The organism is Streptomyces sp. NPDC107581, from assembly GCF_055657175.1.
Window position 1 is genome coordinate 729366 of sequence record NZ_JBVKBH010000001.1, and the last position, 17236, is coordinate 746601.

Consider the following 17236-nt stretch of genomic DNA (forward strand, 5'->3'; position numbering starts at 1 on the left):
GCCGCGTCATGAGCGTGCGTACACGGGACTCCCTCGGCGGCCGGGCGGCGATCGTCGGCATCGGGGCCACCGAGTTCTCCAAGGACTCCGGGCGCAGTGAGCTGCGGCTGGCGGTGGAGGCGGTGGAGGCCGCGCTGGCGGACGCGGGGCTCACGCCGGCGGACGTGGACGGTCTGGTGACGTTCACGATGGACACCAGCCCGGAGATCACGGTGGCCCAGGCCTGCGGGATGGGCGAGCTGTCCTTCTTCTCCCGCATCCACTACGGCGGCGGGGCGGCCTGCGCGACCGTGCAGCAGGCGGCGCTCGCGGTGGCGACGGGCGTGGCGGAGGTGGTCGTCTGCTACCGGGCCTTCAACGAGCGGTCGGGCCGCAGGTTCGGCGCGGGCGTGCAGCACCGGGAGCCCTCGGCGGAGGGCGTGGCGCTCGGCTGGGCGCTGCCGTTCGGGCTGCTCACCCCGGCCTCCTGGGTGGCGATGGCGGCCCAGCGGTATCTGCACACCTACGGGCTGACTCCCGAGGTATTTGGGCATGTGGCCGTGGTGGACCGCAAGTACGCGGCGACGAACCCGGCGGCCTACTTCCACGGACGCCCCATCACCCTCGCGGAACACGCCGCATCCCGCTGGATCGTGGAGCCGCTCCGGCTGCTGGACTGCTGCCAGGAGACCGACGGCGGGCAGGCCCTCGTGGTGACGTCCCTGGAGCGGGCCCGGGACCTGCCGCGGCCGCCCGCCGTGATCGCGGCGGCCGCCCAGGGCGCCGGCCGGGCGCAGGAGCAGATGACCAGCTTCTACCGGGACGACCTGTCCGGCCTGCCGGAGATGGGAGTGGTGGCCCGCCAGCTGTGGCGGACGTCGGGACTGGGCCCGGCCGACATCGACGTGGGGATCCTGTACGACCACTTCACGCCGTTCGTGCTGATGCAGCTGGAGGAGTTCGGGTTCTGCGCCGAAGGGGAGGGGGCGGACTTCGTGGCCGGGGAGCGGCTGCCGCTGAACACCCACGGGGGCCAGCTCGGGGAGGCGTATCTGCACGGGATGAACGGGGTGGCGGAAGCCGTGCGCCAGCTGCGGGGCACGGCGGTGAACCAGATACCGGGCGCGGCCCGGACCCTGGTGACGGCCGGCACCGGGGTGCCGACGTCGGGACTGGTCCTGACGGGTGACGGATGAGCCTTCGGGGGGAGCCGTCAGGAGCCTTCGGAGAGGAGCCTTCGGGAGCACTCGAGGGCGCCCGGGAAGAGCTTTCAGGAGGGGCACTCAGGGTCGGACCCGTAGAAGAGGTGCCCCCGTACTCCACCTTCAGGAGGTGTGGAGAACCCCACCCGTACAACCTGAGGGGGACCCCGCTTCGGGACCTGGGGCCGATCCGCGGGAGCGCCGTCCGCTCATAGCGTGGAGCCATGACCACACCCGTCTGCACCAGCGCCTCGGCCGCCGCCGCACCAGCGGGACAGACCCGCCCCCACTCCCGGCTCCGGTCGGGCGGGGGGACTCCCACGTACCCGTCGTTCTCCTCGTACATGAGGGCCCGCCAGCCGGTGCTGCTGCGCACCGCACGCTCGTTGACCGCGAACCCGAGCGATGCCGAGGACCTGCTGCAGACCGCGCTCACCAAGACCTATGTGGCCTGGGAGCGGATCGAGGACCACCGGGCGCTGGACGGCTATGTGCGCCGGGCGCTGCTGAACACCCGGACCTCGCAGTGGCGCAAGCGCAGAGTGGACGAGTTCGTCTGCGACGAGCTGCCCGAGCCGGAGCCGGTGGTGGGCGGGGACGACCCGGCCGAGCGGCAGGCGCTGCACGACGCCATGTGGCGCGCGATCGCCAGGCTGCCCGCACGGCAGCGTGCGATGGTCGTGCTCCGGTACTACGAGGACCTCAGCGAGGCCCAGACGGCCGAGGTGCTCGGGGTGTCCGTGGGTACGGTGAAGTCGGCGGTCTCGCGGGCCCTGGGCAAGCTGCGCGAGGACCCCGAGCTGGGGCTTGTGCGCTAGACCCCAGTTTTCCCCTCCCTAGTGACATACCGCGTGGTATGCGCGGAGAATCGGCGCGACCTCTACCACCGCGTAGGCAATGTCGCCCAGGAGGACGCCGTGCTGAGCACCATGCAGGACGTACCGCTGACCGTCACCCGTATCCTCGAACACGGGGTGAGGGTCCACGGCCGGTCCCGGATCATCACCTGGACCGGGGAGGGCGAGCCGCAGCGGCGTACTTTCGCCGAGACCGGAGCACGCGCGGTACAGCTGGCGAACGCCCTCAGGGACGAGCTCGGCGTCCGCGCCGACGACCGGGTCGCCACATTGATGTGGAACAACGCCGAGCATGTCGAGGCGTACTTCGCGATCCCGTCCATGGGCGCGGTGCTGCACACGCTCAACCTGCGTCTGCCCGCCGAGCAGTTGGTGTGGATCGTCAACCACGCCGCCGACCGGGTGATCGTCGTCAACGGGTCGCTGATCGCGCTGATCGCCCCGCTGCTGTCCAAGCTGCCGACGGTGGAGCACATCGTCGTCTCCGGCCCTGGTGACCGTTCCCCGCTCGCGGGCGCCACCGCACGGGTGCACGAGTACGAGGAGCTGATCGCGGGCCGGCCCACCACCTACGACTGGCCCGAGCTGGACGAACGCCAGGCCGCCGCGATGTGTTACACCTCCGGCACGACCGGTGAGCCCAAGGGCGTGGTGTACAGCCACCGTTCGATCTACCTGCACTCCATGCAGGTGAACATGACCCAGTCGATGGGCCTGACGGACCAGGACACCTCGCTGGTCGTGGTCCCCCAGTTCCACGTCAACGCCTGGGGCCTGCCGCACGCCACCTTCATGACCGGCGTCAACATGCTGATGCCCGACCGCTTCCTGCAGCCCGCCCCGCTCGCCGAGATGATCGAGCAGGAGCAGCCGACGCACGCGGCCGCCGTCCCCACCATCTGGCAGGGCCTGCTCGCCGAGCTGACCGCCCGCCCCCGGGACGTCTCCACGCTCACCCAGGTCACCATCGGCGGCGCGGCCTGCCCGCCCTCCCTCATGGTGGCCTTCGACAAGCTCGGCATGCGGGTCTGCCACGCCTGGGGCATGACGGAGACCTCCCCGCTCGGGACGGTGGCCCGCCCGCCGGCCCACGCGGTCGGCACCGAGGAGGAGTTCGCCTACCGTCTCACCCAGGGCCGTTTCCCGGCCGGCGTCGAGGCCCGCCTCACCGGTCCCGGCGGCGAGCGCCTGCCCTGGGACGGCGAGTCGGCGGGCGAGCTGGAGGTGCGCGGCCCGTGGATCGCCGGCGCCTACTACAACGGCCCCGACGCCGAACCGCTGCGCCCCGCCGACAAGTTCAGCGAGGACGGCTGGCTGAAGACCGGCGACGTCGGCATCATCTCGCCCGACGGCTTCCTCACCCTCACCGACCGCGCCAAGGACGTGATCAAGTCCGGCGGTGAGTGGATCTCCTCGGTCGAGCTGGAGAACGCGCTGATGTCCCACCCGGATGTCGCCGAGGCCGCCGTGGTCGCCGTACCCGACGACAAGTGGGGCGAGCGCCCGCTGGCCACGGTCGTCCTCAGGGAGGGCGCCATCGCCGACTTCGAGACGCTGCGCACCTTCCTCGCCGAGGAGGGCAAGATCGCCCGGTGGCAGCTCCCCGAGCGGTGGACGGTCGTCGAGTCGGTGCCGAAGACGAGCGTGGGCAAGTTCGACAAGAAGGTGCTGCGCCGACGGTACGCGGAGGGGGAGCTGGAGATCACCAGCCTCTGACCCGCGGGGGGTGGGTGCCGCACGGAGCAGCCGACAGCCACGACCCGCCGGACCGGCCTCAGTGCCGCACCGCTGTCGTCACCCACCCCAGCTCTAGCCACGGCCCGCCGGGCGGGCGCTTCGGCGCCGTGCGGCCGTGGTCATCCATCCCACCTTCGGTCACGGCCGGCCGGGCGGGCGCTTCGGCGCCGTGCGGCCGTGGTCATCCATCCCACCTTCGGCCGCGGCCGGCCGGGCGGGCGCTTCGGCGCCGTGCGGCCGTGGTCACCCACCCCAGCACCAGCGACGTTCCCGCCACCGCGGCGACCCCGCCCCAGCCCCAGTGGCCGAAGGCGATTCCCGCCAGGGTCGAGGCGAGGGCGCCGCCGGTGAAGCCGGCCACGACATAGGCGGTGTTGGCGGTGGCCGGGGCGGTGGTGGTCGTCAGGGCCAGCGTCTGGTTGGCGACGTGCGCGGCGACCAGGGCGGCGTGGATGGCGATGGCGGCCGCGAACAGGGCGACCAGCACATGGCCGCCGAGCCAGAACAGCGGCACGGACGCGGCGGCGAGCAGATACGCGGACCGTACGACCTTCGCGGCGCCGAAGCGGTCGACCAGACCGCCGGCGAGCGGGGCCACCGCACTGGCCGTGAGGCCGAAGAGCCCGAACAGTCCGGCGGCCGCGGTGGACAGACCGTACGCCGGCCCGGTCAGCAGCAGGGCCAGCGAGGTCCACAGGGCGCTCCAGGCGCCGAACATCCCGGCCTGCCGGACACAGGCCCGCCACAGGTCGGGCGAGCGGCGGACTAGTCCGGGCAGCTCGGCCAGGCCGGCGAAGAGCGGACCGGTACGGCGGCGGTGCTCCTTCGGCAGGGCGCGCGCGGTGGCCAGGCCCAGGACGAGGGTGAGTACGCCGGACCCGGCGAACACCCACCGCCAGCCGAAGGCCTGTCCGGCGAGGGAGCCGACGACCCGGGCCGCGACGATGCCGGTGAACAGACCGGCGATGACGGCCGCGACGTGGCGGGCGCGGTGGTGGGCCGGAGCGCGCTCGGCGACCAGCGGGACGAGCAGCTGCGGGATCACGGTCGCCGCAGCGGCCACGAACACGGCGGCCGCGAGGGCGGCGGTGCCGGGCGCGGCCGCGCCGAGCGCCAGGGCGGCCGTCGTGGCCAGGGAGAGCAGGGCGACCAGCGGGCGCCGGTCGACGCGGTCGCCGAGCGGGGCGAAGAAGAGCAGGCCGGCCGCGTAGCCGAACTGGGCGACGGAGGCGATCCACGTCACCGCCGAGGGGGTGGTGCCGAAGTCGTGGGCGATCAGCGGGAGCAGCGGGGCCGCGAGGTAGATGTTGGCGGCCGTGACGGCGGTGCAGACGGCTATGAGCAAAAGGAAGAGCCGGCCGGAGGCGGCGGCCCGGTCACGAACGGGGACCCGGACCTCTGGTGCCTGGGTGGTGGTGGTCGCTGACGGCATGAGCGGGGGCACTCCTTGGAGGCGATGCTGACAACTAACTGGTTGGTTGGATGTCACAACAGACTGCACCTCTGCCGGATTCCCTGTCAACCAAATGGTTGGTTACAAGGGCGGTACCCTGACCGCATGGCACCAGTCAGGGACCCCGAGGCCACCAGGGCCCGCATCTTCGACGCGGCGGTCGCCGAGTTCGCCCGGCACGGCATCGCGGGCGCCCGCATCGACCGCATCGCGAGCGAGGCCAAGGCCAACAAGCAGCTGATCTACGCCTACTACGGCAACAAGGCGGAGCTGTTCACACAGGTCCTGGGCCGGTGCATGGTCGACCTGGCCGCGGCCGTCCCCGTCGACCCGGACGACATCGACGGCTGGGTCGACCGGCTCCTCGACTACCACGCCGCCCACCCCGAACTGCTGCGCCTCCTCTTCTGGGAGGGCATCGAGTACGGCACGGCCGCGCTGCCCGACGAGGCCGAGCGCCAGGACCACTACGGCCGCAAGGTCGCCGCGCTCAGTGACGGCCAGGCCCGGGGCATCATCACGGACGCCATTCCGGCCGGCGACCTGCTCATCCTGCTGACCGCGCTGACCAACTGGATGGCCGTGGTCCCGCAGATGCGCCGCATCCTCGCGGGCGTCGAGGACACCGACCGCGACCGCCTGCGAGCCTCCATCAAGGAGGCGGCCCGCAGACTGGTCGCCCGCTGAACTCCGCCGGGTCGCCCGGAGCCGCCCGCTCAGCCCTGCCGGGCCGCCCGGAGCCGTCTGCTGAAATCCTCCGGGTCGCCCGCGGAACTCCGCGGACCCGCCCGGAGCCGCCCGCTCAGCCCTGCCGGGCCGCCCGGAGCCGTCTGCGGAACTCCTCCGGGTCGCCCGCTGAACTCCGCCGGGTCGCCCGGAGCCGCCCGCTCAGCCCTGCCGGGCCGCCCGGAGCCGTCTGCTGAAATCCTCCGGGTCGCCCGCGGAACTCCGCGGACCCGCCCGGAGCCGCCCGCTCAACCCTGCCAGGTCACCCGGAGCTGCCCGCTGAACTCCTCCCGGCCTCCGCTGAACTCCGCCGGGCCGACCGCTAGTTGGTGCCGATGCGGGCCAGCAGGTCGACGATCCGGGACTGCACGTCGCTGCTGGTGGACCGTTCCGCGAGGAACAGCACCGTTTCGCCCGAGGCGAGCCGCGGCAGCTCGGCCTGGTCGACGGCGGCGGTGTAGACGACGAGCGGGGTGCGGTTGAGCTGCCCGTGCGCGCGCAGCCAGTCGATGATCCCGGTGGAGCCGGCCTGGTGCCGGTGCACCTGCAGCAGGTCCATCACCACGAGGTTCGGCCGGAACTGCCCCGCCAGCGTCACCGCGTCGTTGTCGCTCGCGGCCCGCGCCACCTGCATCCCGCGGCGCTCCAGCGTCGAGGTCAGCGCCAGCGCGATCTCGGCGTGCTCCTCGATCAGCAGCACCCGTGGCGGATGCTGCTCGCTGTCGCGCGGCGCGAGCGCCTTCAGCAGGACGGCGGGATCGGCGCCGTACGCCGCCTCGCGCGTCGCCTGTCCGAGCCCCGCCGTGACCAGTACCGGCACCTCGGCCGCGACCGCGGCCTGGCGCAGCGACTGGAGTGCCGTACGGGTGATCGGCCCGGTCAGCGGGTCCACGAACAGCGCGGCGGGGAACGCCGCGATCTGCGCGTCGACCTCCTCGCGGGAGTGCACGGTGACCGGCCGGTAGCCGCGGTCGCTCAGCGCCTGCTGGGTCGTCACGTCCGGCGCGGGCCACACCAGCAGCCGGCGCGGGTTGTCCAGCGGCTCCGGGGGCAGCTCGTCGTCCAACGGCTGCGGCCGCGGGGTGTCCGAGACCTCGACGGCCCCGCCGGGACCGTCCAGCGGTTCGGGGCCCTCGGCCGCGTTGGCGTCCGGTGCTCCTATGGCGTACGAGCGTCCGGCACCCTCGGTGGCCGGTACCAGCCGGGACTGTCCCGCGAGCGAGGGCTGCGCGGGCGGCTGTTCGGCCGGCGGATGCGGACGGCCCGACTGCTCCGGCTGTGGCTCCGGGCGCGCGGCCGGCTCGGGAGGCGTGCCCAGCTTGCGGCGGCGACCGGAGCCGCCCGGCGCGTGCGGAGGCGGGGTCGCCGTCGGCTGCTGCACCTGCGCGGCCTGGCGCGAGAACGGCACGCCCTGCCCGAGCGTGCGCACGCTGATGGCCCGCCCCTGAGTGGAGTTCGGGTCGGCCGCGGCGGCCGCGGACTCGGCGGGCAGGGGCTGGGCCGCCCGCGGCGGCCGGCCACCCGCGTGCTCCGGGGGGAGCGGGGTGCCGGGGGCGGGAGTGCCGGGACCGGCCTGCGGTGCGTGCGGGACGGGGGGTGCCTGCGGGGTGGGGACGCCGGCGCCGGAGGTGTCGTCGGTGCCGGGCCACTGCTGCGGGATCGTTGCCGCGGGGGTGCCGGCGGCCGGGACCGCGGCGGCCTGCTCCGCCGGTACCTGGCCGGGGGCCGCCTCCGCCGGAAGCGGCTGGGCGGGCGCGGCGGTCGGGGTACCGGCGTCGGGGGTGGGCTGCGCCCCTGCGGCGGGCACCGGCTGCCCGGGTGCCGGCCGGCCGGGAACGGGCTGGTCGACCGCCGGTTGCGCGGCCACCGGCCGGCCGGGAGCGGCCTGCGCCGGAACCGCCTGCCCGGGCGGCACCGGTACGCCCTGACCGGCGGTGCCCTGCGCGGGCAAGGCGGTGCCGGGCACGGACGCGGGGGGCACGGCCGCCTGCCGACCGGGCGCGGCCTGGGCCGCGACGCCGGGCTGAGCGATGGCACCGGGCTGAGCGATGGTGCCGGGCTGGGCCGCGACGGGGGCTTGAGCCGTGGTGCCGGGCTGGGCCGCGGCGCCGGGCCGGGCGACGGCACCCGCCGCAGCAGCGACGCCGGGCCCGCCTGCCGGACCCGCCGGTACGGCCGTCCGGCCGGGACCCTGAGCGGGTGCCGGTGCCGACGCGGGGGCAGCCGGGGCGGGGATGCCCTGTCCGGCCGTGCCCTGCGCCGGAAGGGGAGTGGCCGGTGCCGGAGTCGTCTGCGCCGGCTGGGCCACGGCCCGCCGACGGCGACCGGTCGGTGCGGTCGTGGGGTGCGGCTGGGGCGGGGTGTGGTCCTCGGCCTGGTCGAGCGGTACGGCGTCATGCCGCCCGTCGTCGCCCGGAACCCCCTCGACGGGCACGGGCAGCGGACCGGGCAGGGCCACCTGACCAGGGAGCTGCGCGCCGGGAGCCGTAGCACCAGGAGCCGTAGCACCAGGAGTCATCGCGCCCGGAGTCATCGCGTCAGGGGCCGCACCGCGCATGGCCGGACCTGCCGGAGCCGGACCCGTCGGAGGACCTGCCGGAGCCGGACCGACACCCGGCCCCATGGCCGTTCCGGTGCCTGCACCCGTCCCTGTGCCTGCACCCGTCCCTGTGCCTGCACCCGTCCCTGCGCCTGTACCCGTACCTGTGCCCGTGTCCCGACCCGCGTCCACGCCCATGCCCGTTGCCGAGTCCGTGGATTCGGGGGAGCGGTCGGCCTCGGCCGGTGGCAGGGCGAAGACCGTACGGGCCCCCGCCTCCTGCGCCGCGGCACGCTCCGCCGCGGCGGCCAGCGCACGCCGGCGCCGTCCGGTCGGCTGCGCACCCTCGTCGGCAGCAGGCCGTGCCGGCTCGGCACCGGCCGCCGGCAGCGCGGGCGGCAGGGCTGCCTGCGGCTCGCCGGAACCGCGCCGGGCGCGGCGTCCGGCGGCAGGCGCGGGTACGCCCTGCGGCGGTACGGCGGCGCCGAGCCCGTTGCCGGCCGCGGCGGTTCCCGCGGCATGCTCGGCCGCGGTCATCACGGCGCCCTCGGCCACGCCTTCACCGTCACCTGTGTCGGCGCCGCCGCTGTCGGCGGGACGTCCGCGTCGCCGCCCGGTGCCGCCGGACGCCGTGTCCGCGCCCTCGCCCGGGACCGGGACCGGGACCGGTGCCGCCGCCTCGACGGCGGCCGCCCCTCGCCTGCGGCGCCGGCCGGTCGGCACGGGCGCATCCGTCTCGCCGCCACCGGGCTCACCGGACTCGCCGGCGTCACCGGCGACATCGCTCTCCAGGAAGGCGTCCGTGGAGGACCGCCGGGCGCGCCGCCGCCCGCCGCCGGAGCCCTGCTCGGCGGGACCGGCACCTGTGGCACCTTCGGCGGAGGAGTCCTCGGCGTCCGGCACCCGCTCGGCAACCGCGCCGGCTCCGCCGCCCAGCGGCACCTCGAGCACATACGCGCTGCCGCTCATGCCCGGCACCTCGTGCGTCTGCAGCACACCGCCGTGCGCCCGTACGATCCCGCGCACGATCGGCTCGTGCACCGGGTCTCCCCCGGCGTAGGGCCCGCGCACCTCGATCCGTGCGACCTCACCGCGCTGCGCGGCCGCGACCACGACGGTGTTGTCCAGGTAGCCGCCCGCGGAGACGGGCGCGTTGCCGGTGGCGTCCACGCCCGCCACGTCCGCCACGAGATGGGCGAGCGCGGTCGCGAGCCGCTGCGGGTCGACCTCGGCCTCGATGGGCGGCGCGTGCACGGCGAACTGGACGCGGCCCGGCCCGATCAGCTCGACGGCGCCGTCCACACCGGCGGCGACGACGGCGTCGAGCATCACCTTCGTACGGGTGATGTCCTCGCTGCCGGCGTCCAGGCTCTGATAGCCGAGGACGTTGTCGATGAGCGTGGTGATCCGGGCGTAGCCGGCCGACAGGTGGTGAAGGACCTGGTTGGCCTCGGGCCACAGCTGTCCGGCGTCGTCCGAGGCCAGGGCGGCCAGCTCGCGCCGCAGCTCGTCCAGCGGCCCGCGCAACGACCCCGCGAGCAGCGTGAGCAGCTGCTCGTGCCGCCCGGTCAGGGCCTCGTGCCGGTCCTTCTCCCGCTCGGCGAGTGCGGCGTACCGCTCCTCGCCGGCCGTCAGCTCCTCCTGGTGCTGCTCGTGCAGTTCCTCGAGTTCGCCGACGTGCTGCTGGCGCAGCGCGGTCAGGTCGGAGGCGTGCTTCTCGGTGAGCCGCTCCAGCTCGTCGGTGTGCGTCTGCTGCAGCGCGGCCTTCTCCTCGGCGAGGGCGTCGTAGGGCCGCCGGTCGGTGAAGGTCATGACGGCGCCGACGAGCTGGTCGCCGTCGCGCACGGGCGCGGTGGTCAGATCGACCGCCACCTTCTTCTCGCCCTTGGACCACAGCACCTGCCCGCGCACCCGGTGCTTGCGCCCGGAGCGCAGGGTGTCGGCGAGCGGGGACTCCTCGTACGGGAAGGGGGAGCCGTCGGCGCGGGAGTGCAGCACGAGGGTGTGCAGCTCCTTGCCGCCCAGCTCACCGGCCCGGTATCCCAGTATCTGGGCGGCGGCCGGGTTGACGAGCACGATCCGTCCGTCGGTGTCGGTCCCCACGACACCTTCCGCCGCCGCGCGCAGGATCATCTCGGTCTGCCGCTGCGAACGGGCCAGCTCGGCCTCGGTGTCCACGGTCCCGGACAGGTCACGGACGACGAGCATCAGCAGCTCGTCGCCGGTGTAGCCGTAACCGTCGTACGCCTGCTGCCCGTTCTCCAGGTTCGCGCTCGTGACCTCGACCGGGAACTCGGTCCCGTCCGTCCGGCGCGCGATCATCCGCGTCGGCTTGGTCCTGCCGCCCGGGTCCATGTGGTCGGGTCGCCGCATGGAGCCGGGGATGAGCCGGGAGTCGAACTGCGGCAGCAGATCGAGCAGCCCGCGCCCGACGAGCGCGGTCCCCGGTGCCTCGAAGGCCTCCAGGGCGATGGTGTTGGCGTTGACGACGGTTCCATTGGCGTTGACCAGGACCAACGCGTCAGGCAGCGCGTCGAGTATGGCTGCGAGGCGAGCAGCGCCTCGGGATGGCCTGCTGCTCACGAGACGCTTCCTCCCTGTTACCGCACCTTGCCGACCGCTCGGGCCATCTTGCCAAGCGGCCCGCAGCGTGTCACGCGAGGGAGTCTAAGGGCTCGGGTTGCGCTCGCGACGCCGGATGAGAGGGAGGTCGCACGACGAAGTGACGGCGAACATGTGACCGCATACGTCTGTTCCGCGGTCGACGGCGCTCCGGCACCGCGAGACCTTCGCCGGACCTTCGCGGGACCTGTACGAGACCGGCGATTCCGTCAGGAAACGTCCACGACCGGAAAACGCCCACGGCAGGGCGGTGTCTCCGGCCGGTCGGCGCCTCGGACCGGGCGGGATCTCCACCTGGGCGGAGTCTGCGACCGGGCGAAGATCTCGCCCGGAGGAGCCTGTGACCGAACCGGGTTTCCGGCCGGTGGAGTCCGCGACCGGGCCGGCTCTACGCCGGCGAACCGAGCTTCGGCAGGTACGGCACCATCCGGTCCCACCGCCCGATCTCGCATCCGTTGCTGCGGTCGTACGAGGCGTCGACCGGCCGGCCGGCCCAGGTGCCCGTGACATGGGCGGTGGCCGGGCCGCCGTAGAGCATGGTGCAGACGCTGTCGGGGGCCACCGGCGCGAAGGTGTCCTGCCCCCACCGCGTGTTCTCGTCGAGCACTCGGCAGGCACCCGCCACGTCCGGGTGATTCCCGGCCGCGGGGTGACAGGACACCTCGTACGTCCCGTCCAGCCCGGAGCCGGCGTGCCGCACGACGACGGTGAGGTGATCACCGGCCCGGTCCTCGGGCCGCACGGGCGGCGGTACGGCGGGCGCGGCCACGGCGGGCGCGGCGGCCAGGGCGGCCAGGGCGGCCAGGGACGAGACCGAGACGGCGGCGAGGGAGGGCACCAGGACGCCGCGCGCGACGGCCGACATGACAGAGACCATGACCTGCCCAACGTCCACGGGCCCCGGACGTTGCGCCCCTCCCGCCGTCCGCCGCCTCGCCGGGCGGAGCCCTTTGCCCTGCGGGCCTCGCTCCTAGTACCGTGGGGGGCGATTGGTGACACCGCGCTCGACTGTGTCATCATCTGCACGCACCATTCGCGCGCTCGCGGGAGTGGTTGTGCTGGAGGCGTCGCCTAGTCCGGTCTATGGCGCCGCACTGCTAATGCGGTTTGGGCCTTACAGCCCATCGAGGGTTCAAATCCCTCCGCCTCCGCACTTGATCCCGAAGCCCCGGTCCCCAGGACCGGGGCTTCGGCGTTGTCCCGGCACTCGGATCCAGCGGCGCCGACGCCGCCCCATCGCCGCTCCATCCGCGTTTTCGCAGGTCACAAGGGGTATGCGAATCGGATTTCACATGACGGCGGCAGTCATGTAATGTTCTTCCTGTCGCCGCGAGCGGGCCGGAAGGGCCGGGAGCGGAAAGACAAAAACAAAAGAACAAGCACTCGTAGCTTAACGGATAGAGCATCTGACTACGGATCAGAAGGTTGCAGGTTCGAATCCTGCCGAGTGCACATCGGACCAGAGGCCCTGTGGAGAAATCCACAGGGCCTCTGGCTTTTGCCTCGACGGGGGTGTGCGACGGCGACCGCCCGGCCGCGCACCGGCTATGGCACCGACGGCGTCACCCGTGCTCGACGGCCGGTCTGCCGGTCGGCGCGACGGGCGTAGCGGTAGCGGGCCGCCGTCTTCTTGCGCGAGGCGTACCCGGGACTCGGCGAGATCTTGAAGGGGCGAGCGGCCGAGGGCCGCGCAGTCCGTACCGCACTCGGCGACGCGGACAGTCCAAACGTCCAGCAGCGTGGCGAGGAAGAGGAGTTCGGCCACGGGATCCAGTCCCGTTGCCGCCTCGCGCTGATGCGCCACCGCCCTCTTGCCGGGGTCCTTACCGCCTGCCGTCCGTCGGTGGAGGCTGCGTCCCGGGCTGCTCCGTCCCCGGCCGCGTCCACTCTGCTCCGGTTCGCAGGCGGAACGCGGCGACGGCGGCCTCCACGGTCGGAAAGAAGTGGCCCGGGTCGATGGTGCGGGTCAGCCCATAACGCTCGATCTTGCGTCGCACGGGATCCTTTAGCTCGGCGAAGACCAGATGGACCTGTTCGGCGTTGAGGGCCTCGTCCAACTCCTCCAGCATGTCGGCGGCGGTGGTGTCCACGTCGGTCATCGGCTCGGCGGCGATGACGATCCACTCGGGGCGCGGCTCGGTGGCGGCCAGCCGCCGCACCTCGTCGCGGAAGGTCCTGGCGTTGGCGAAGAACAGCGGCGCGTCGAACCGGTGGATCACGAGCCCGGGCAGCCGCCGGGCCTGCGGGTAGGACCGTACGTCGTGGTACCCCTCCAGCCCGTCGACTTTTCCGAGCGCGGTGTTGTACGGCCACCAGGCCCGCCGGAAAACGTTGAGCACGGACAGGGCGACGGCGATGGCGATGCCCTGAAGGACGCCGAGCAGGGCCACCCCGAGGAAGGCGGCGGCCGACAGCAGGAACTCGGTCCGGCGCTGCCGCCACAGCCGTGCGCTTCCCGCTATGTCGGCCAGGGACAGCGAGGCGGTGATGACGATGGCGGCGAGGGCGGGTTGGGGGAGATTGCGGAACATCCCCGGGGCGAGCAGGAGCATGAGGACGATCAGCGTCGCTCCGACGACACCGGTCAGCTGGCTCCTGGCCCCGGCACGCTCCGCCACGGCCGTCCGGGAGCCGCTGGTGCTGACGGGGAAGCCCTGAAAGAGACCGGCGGCCAGATTCGCGGCCCCGACCCCGGCCATCTCCTGGTTACCGCGCACCTCCTGCCCGGTGCGGGCGGCGAAGGCCGACGCGTTGGAGATCGTGTCCGCCAGCGACACGAGGGCGATGCCCAAAGCGCCGCCGAACAGCGGGACCAGGTCGGACGCACGGACGTGGGGGACCGTGAACGGCGGGAAGCCCCGGGGAAGCTCACCGACCAGGCTGACGCCGTGCTCGCCCAGGCCGAACACGGCGACCGAGGCGATCGCCAGGACCACCATCACCAGCACCGCGGGGATCTTCGGCACCATGCGCTGCAGCACCAGAATCAGAGCGATGCCGCCGACTCCGATCGCTGCCGAGGCCGGTACCACCGCCCCGTCGCCGATTTTCCGCACCAGCCCGACGCACTCGCCGGCCAGGTTGTCGGCCTCGACCTTGAACCCGAGCAGTTTGGGCAACTGCCCGATGAGGATCGTGAGCGCGAGGCCGTTCATGTAGCCGATCATCGTCGGCTTGGAGATCAGGTCGGCGATGAAGCCGAACTTCGCCACCGAGGCCAGGATCATGATCCCGGCCACCATGATGGCGAGCATCGAGGCCAATGCCACGGCCCGGTCGGGTTCCCCGCCCGAGGCCACCAAGGGCAGCACGACGGCGGCGATCATCGGCCCCAGCGAGGAGTCAGGGCCCAGGACCAGGATCCGGGACGGTCCGCACACCGCGTATCCGAGCAGGCAGAGGATGGTCGTGTACAGGCCGGTGATGGAGGGCAGGCCCGCCAGCTCGGCGTACGCCATACCCTGCGGCACCAGCAGGGTGGTGAGCACGACGCCTGCGACCACGTCCTTGGCCAGCCATGCGCGCCGGTAGGACGCCACGGCGCGGACGCCGGGAACGGCATGCAGCCGGGACCGGACCCCGTGGCCGCTGCGGCGGGCCATCACGCAGGCCTGCCCGCGCCCTTCGGCCGGCGGGCCGCGGGCTTGCCCGGCTCCCGGACGAACAGAAGCCCGAGGGCGCGCGGCGGGACCTGGCCGGACTGCCTGGCGTTGATGGCGGACGCACCGTTCAGGGGTTGCTGTGCTGGGCCTCTGCCTCGGCTATGGCCTGGGCCTCGGCATCGGCAAGTGCGATGGCGACACCGAACGCCTGTGCGATGTGGGTTGACGCCGACATGACGCGTGCCGTCCCCACGACGGGGGCGATCGCAACGAGAAGATCCTGCAGCTGCTCGACGGTGAAGTCGGCCTTGACCGCAGGGTCGATGTGGGCCAGATAGGAGATTGCCGGTGCGTCCATGGCCACGAGTGCGGCGATGCGGGCCTGGATCAGCGACCGCTTGTCCATGTGGCAATGTTCGATGGAGTCGATGGTCATGGCAGCGATCGTGTCGAGGACGGGAGTCTCAGGCGCGGTGGCCATGTTCGGACCGCCTTCCAGTGCTGTGGGAAGCCGGACGCGAAACCCGCTGATCCTGGGAATCCCCCTGCGCGCCGGGCAGTTTGCCCCTCAAGCGTAGGCAGCCCCGACCGGTGCCGCGCGTCGAGCTGGACGTCCGGACCGAGCATGCCGACTTTGCACAGGTGACAGGCCTGCGGCCCACGTCTTTTCAGCCGATCGCGGAAGCGGCCGCTCCGAAGCGGGTCCGCTCACCCGGCACACCGACGGCGGCCCAGACGCACCGGACGTCACCGTGACGCTCCTGTGCACTCCATGGACACTTTCACTTCTATGGAAGCAGGCACTCTTGAGGCACACCCTGAGCCTCCTGGTCCTGATCGCGCAACTTGCGTACCTGCCCTGCACCGTGCCGTTCCCGCGAGTGAAGCCCGGCGGTGTCGACTGACGGGTCGCCCGAGAGGGGAGCCTGCCAGGACGGCGTCCCCCGGGCGACACCAGCGACTGGCACCAACGAGCGCGAACAGCAACGGCCGAGGCCGACCCCCCTCGGCACTCAGAAGGCCGCAGGTTCGAATCCTGCCGAGTGCACATCGGACCAGAGGCCCCGTGGAGAAATCCACAGGGCCTCTGGCTTTTGCCTCGACAGGGGTGTGCGACGGCGACCGCCTCAGGCCGGTGGGGCGTCCGCCGGCCGTCGGGGCGATATCCGGCTGACTGCCGGCCGCCGCCCCCGCCAGGGTCCGGCCATGGCCGACGATGGGCCCGATCCTTACCGGGAAGTCATGACGCGGGAGTCCCTCGCCGCCATGATCTGCGCTCTCCGCGACGACTTCCGCAGACAGGGCGTGGAGTGGGAGAACCGCACCGTGGAGCACTACCTCGATGCGCTTGCCGCGTGGATCACGGACTCGCCCGGCTCGTACCGGAACCTCGGCGAGGAGATGCCGCCGGACGGCGACTGGACGTTCTTCGCCCGGGCGCTCAGGGCCGCTCGGCACTACGAATGACCGGCCGGGCCGAAGCGGCTCGCGAGCTGTGCGGGCCTTCGGTGTTCCGGGCTCAGCACTCCTCTTCCGGGTCGTTCCGGTTCAGCTTCTCCAGGTACTCGTGGGCCAGGGTCGTGGCCCGCGTGAACCAGTCGGTGATGACGGCCAGTTCCTCGGGGCCGTAGTCGGCGAACAGGGCCGTGAGGCGCTTGTAGTGGCCCGCGTACACCGTCTCGACCCGGGTCACGGCGGCCGGTACGGCGGCCACGCGGACCCGGCGGCGGTCGGTGGGATCGGGGCGGCGGGTGACGTAGCCGGCGCGTTCGAGGCGGTTGAGGATGCCGGTCACGGCGCCCGTGGTGACGTGCGCGCGGGCCGCGAGGTCGCCGGCCGTGAGCAGGTTCTCCCCCGCCTCCAGGACGAAGGCGAAACAGGTGAGGTCGGTGACGTTCAGTCCCAGCCGCCGGGCCAGCTCCTGCTGTCCGATCACGTGGGCGGCGATGAGGTGGTCCATCGCCGACAGCGCCTGTGCCGGGGTGGCGGGCGGTCGGGGCGTGCCGTCCATCTGTTCAGATCCCTTAGCTCGTGAGATATTCGGTTGGTGAATTGCTTAGTCCGTGAGGGAAGCTCGTCCCTGGAGGCGGCTGCATGAGTCTGTACGACGAGGGTCACACGATCGCCGGCTGGACCGGCGCCGGTATCGCGACCGTCGGAAGCGGTGTGGTGGGTCTGGGCGTGTGCACGGTCTCCGTACCGGCCCTCGTGGCAGGGCTGGCGATCGTGGGTGTGGGCGTCCTGGCCACCTGGACCCTTCATCTGTCCGGCTGGGGGAAGCCGCCGGGAGTGCGGCCGCGGGGGGAGTGGGGGATGCGCGTCCGCGACACCCGGGCCCGGCAGGGGCACCCCGGGTGCGTCAGCTGCCGGCTGGCGGGGCGGGGGCGGCCCGCGGCGGGCGCGGCGCGGGTTCCGGCGGTCCAGGGGGAGACGCGCGCCGAATCGGTGCCTCTGTCATCCATCGAGTGAAGGTACTGCCGACCGGTGGCCGTGCCGACGCCCGCCGACGGAGCGGACAT

At 73.0% G+C, this 17236-nt stretch carries 12 protein-coding genes, 2 tRNA genes and 1 pseudogene; 9 read left to right on the plus strand and 6 right to left on the minus strand.

Annotated elements, in window-relative coordinates:
- Positions 1-8 precede the first annotated feature (8 nt).
- From ACZ7P3_RS03360 to ACZ7P3_RS03370, 3 genes are all read left to right on the plus strand, one after another.
- Complete coding sequence (locus ACZ7P3_RS03360; RefSeq protein WP_472078671.1) at positions 9-1175, plus strand: lipid-transfer protein; 1167 nt, start codon at positions 9-11, stop codon at positions 1173-1175.
- A 230-nt stretch (positions 1176-1405) separates the two neighbouring features.
- A complete protein-coding gene (locus ACZ7P3_RS03365; RefSeq protein ID WP_472078672.1) occupies positions 1406-1999 on the plus strand; it encodes a SigE family RNA polymerase sigma factor in 594 nt (197 codons plus the stop codon).
- Between the two features lie 99 nt (positions 2000-2098).
- Positions 2099-3754: a long-chain fatty acid--CoA ligase gene (locus ACZ7P3_RS03370; protein ID WP_472078673.1), complete on the plus strand. Its 1656-nt coding sequence runs from the start codon at positions 2099-2101 to the stop codon at positions 3752-3754.
- A 202-nt stretch (positions 3755-3956) separates the two neighbouring features.
- On the opposite strand, the gene ACZ7P3_RS03375 is transcribed toward ACZ7P3_RS03370, so the two are convergent.
- The gene (locus ACZ7P3_RS03375) at positions 3957-5207 is read right to left on the minus strand and encodes an MFS transporter (RefSeq protein ID WP_472078674.1); all 1251 of its coding nucleotides are present in this window, start codon (positions 5205-5207) and stop codon (positions 3957-3959) included.
- 126 nt (positions 5208-5333) lie between these two features.
- Here ACZ7P3_RS03375 and ACZ7P3_RS03380 point away from each other — a divergent pair, with 126 nt between their 5' ends.
- Complete coding sequence (locus ACZ7P3_RS03380) at positions 5334-5915, plus strand: TetR/AcrR family transcriptional regulator (RefSeq protein WP_472078675.1); 582 nt, start codon at positions 5334-5336, stop codon at positions 5913-5915.
- Positions 5916-6276: 361 nt separating this feature from the next.
- On the opposite strand, the gene ACZ7P3_RS03385 is transcribed toward ACZ7P3_RS03380, so the two are convergent.
- Both ACZ7P3_RS03385 and ACZ7P3_RS03390 read right to left on the minus strand, forming a co-directional pair.
- Positions 6277-11076: a PAS domain-containing protein gene (locus ACZ7P3_RS03385; RefSeq protein ID WP_472078676.1), complete on the minus strand. Its 4800-nt coding sequence runs from the start codon at positions 11074-11076 to the stop codon at positions 6277-6279.
- A 427-nt stretch (positions 11077-11503) separates the two neighbouring features.
- The gene (locus ACZ7P3_RS03390) at positions 11504-11980 is read right to left on the minus strand and encodes an SSI family serine proteinase inhibitor (protein WP_472078677.1); all 477 of its coding nucleotides are present in this window, start codon (positions 11978-11980) and stop codon (positions 11504-11506) included.
- 195 nt (positions 11981-12175) lie between these two features.
- On the opposite strand from ACZ7P3_RS03390, the gene ACZ7P3_RS03395 reads away from it, so the two are divergent.
- The 3 genes and pseudogenes from ACZ7P3_RS03395 to ACZ7P3_RS03405 all read left to right on the plus strand — a co-directional run.
- Positions 12176-12266, plus strand: a tRNA-Ser gene (locus ACZ7P3_RS03395).
- A 228-nt stretch (positions 12267-12494) separates the two neighbouring features.
- Positions 12495-12567, plus strand: a tRNA-Arg gene (locus ACZ7P3_RS03400).
- Positions 12568-12733: 166 nt separating this feature from the next.
- A pseudogene (locus ACZ7P3_RS03405) lies at positions 12734-12934 on the plus strand (XRE family transcriptional regulator); the annotation flags it as partial.
- Positions 12935-12938: 4 nt separating this feature from the next.
- On the opposite strand, the gene ACZ7P3_RS03410 reads toward ACZ7P3_RS03405, so the two are convergent.
- Together ACZ7P3_RS03410 and ACZ7P3_RS03415 are read right to left on the minus strand one after the other, a co-directional pair.
- The gene (locus tag ACZ7P3_RS03410; RefSeq protein ID WP_472078678.1) at positions 12939-14717 is read right to left on the minus strand and encodes a SulP family inorganic anion transporter; all 1779 of its coding nucleotides are present in this window, start codon (positions 14715-14717) and stop codon (positions 12939-12941) included.
- Positions 14718-14844: 127 nt separating this feature from the next.
- Positions 14845-15198 carry a carboxymuconolactone decarboxylase gene (locus tag ACZ7P3_RS03415; protein ID WP_472078679.1) on the minus strand — a complete coding sequence of 118 codons (354 nt, stop codon included), beginning with the start codon at positions 15196-15198 and terminating at the stop codon, positions 14845-14847.
- A gap of 761 nt (positions 15199-15959) precedes the next feature.
- Between ACZ7P3_RS03415 and ACZ7P3_RS03420 the strand changes: the two genes are divergently transcribed.
- Entirely contained in the window at positions 15960-16184 is a 225-nt protein-coding gene (locus tag ACZ7P3_RS03420; RefSeq protein ID WP_472078680.1) for a DUF7660 family protein, read from the plus strand.
- Between the two features lie 52 nt (positions 16185-16236).
- Here the strand turns inward: ACZ7P3_RS03420 and ACZ7P3_RS03425 are convergent, their stop codons facing one another.
- The gene (locus ACZ7P3_RS03425; RefSeq protein WP_472078681.1) at positions 16237-16728 is read right to left on the minus strand and encodes a MarR family transcriptional regulator; all 492 of its coding nucleotides are present in this window, start codon (positions 16726-16728) and stop codon (positions 16237-16239) included.
- An 83-nt stretch (positions 16729-16811) separates the two neighbouring features.
- On the opposite strand from ACZ7P3_RS03425, the gene ACZ7P3_RS03430 reads away from it, so the two are divergent.
- Positions 16812-17186, plus strand: a complete 375-nt coding sequence (locus ACZ7P3_RS03430) for an HGxxPAAW family protein (RefSeq protein ID WP_472078682.1) — start codon at positions 16812-16814, stop codon at positions 17184-17186.
- Positions 17187-17236: the final 50 nt, after the last annotated feature.